Annotated in this window: 1 protein-coding gene; it reads left to right on the top strand. The window is 48.4% G+C overall.

The window, feature by feature from the left end; translation table 11 throughout:
* Positions 1 to 381 precede the first annotated feature (381 nt).
* A complete protein-coding gene (locus IE099_RS20605; protein WP_189574737.1) occupies positions 382 to 834 on the top strand; it encodes a hypothetical protein in 453 nt (150 codons plus the stop codon).
* The last annotated feature ends 200 nt before the right edge of the window (positions 835 to 1,034 follow it).

The raw sequence follows: 1,034 nt of genomic DNA, 5'->3' as shown, positions 1-1,034 counted from the left end.
CGGATTTGTTCCAGATGGTTTGATTGGATCTACGTTGGTTTCGATGTCAACGATGAGGTGAGAATGGCCAGGCAGGTGAGGGAAGGCGTGCAGATTTTTGTTGCCGTCACGGGGTTTTGACGAAGTCCGGTGACAAGGCTTTGTTTTTCAGGCGGCAGGGAAGGTTCTATTGACGGGGCTCAAACGAGGGCTTCCCGTCATAGAAGTTTCGGTCGTCTTCGAAGAACTCGGATATTGCTATATTTTGGCAGCGAACAATGCGCAGCACCACAAATCCGACCGCGCTGGCGAGTCGGGGGTTGACGGGAGGAGTGGAGGTGGTAGAACCGTCGAAAGTGCGCTGAGTCGGTCGGATTGGGTGTGCTGGAACGTTCGACTAAAATGTATTACTTCGTCGCCATTATTCTTTCGGGTGCGTGGCTTTCAGCCTACTTTGTCTCTCCTCTCGACGAAATGATTGAGGAGGCCTTTAGATTTGATCGGGTTCTCCAGTATTCTCTTTTCCCAATAATGTCAGTGTTTATTGCTACGACATTTAGAAAGTGGATATTAGCATGTCGTGGATGGAAGGCGTTACTGCCCTCTTCTATTTTGCCTTGGTTCGGAACACTAATGGTTGCTCTGGCAACAGCTTTTTTTGGATACTTTTCGACTGAGAGCCAGAACTCAAATATTTTAGCGTCTTTGTTTGTCTCTCTTTGGTATGGAGTGGTTTATACAGTGATGGGTTTTTGGGTAATCTTCCCTCTTGGCATTTTTTCCCAGTATGCGCTCCTAGCAGTCGGAGGCGATTCAACACAAACTGGGACAGGTCGAACAATGCGTCGCTGCTGAACCCGACCGCGCTGGCGAGTCGGCAATTGATAGCATATTTGTAGGCAGTAGAAATCTTGAAAGTTCTCTGAGCGGTCGGTTCAGCAGGACTCTAACGTTCGCTTGGAATCGTATTATCTGGACGATTTCTTCTGCTTTGACAAGGCAGTGGAACGCTGGTTTTTTCGAGGTGAACTCCAAGTAGGCTCCTCGAATTTGTT

The organism is Roseibacillus persicicus (genome assembly GCF_014651675.1).
GTDB classification, from domain to species: Bacteria; Verrucomicrobiota; Verrucomicrobiia; order Verrucomicrobiales; family Akkermansiaceae; genus Roseibacillus; species Roseibacillus persicicus.
Note: the sequence above shows the minus strand (reverse complement) of the source record. Positions and strands in the feature narration are given on the sequence as shown.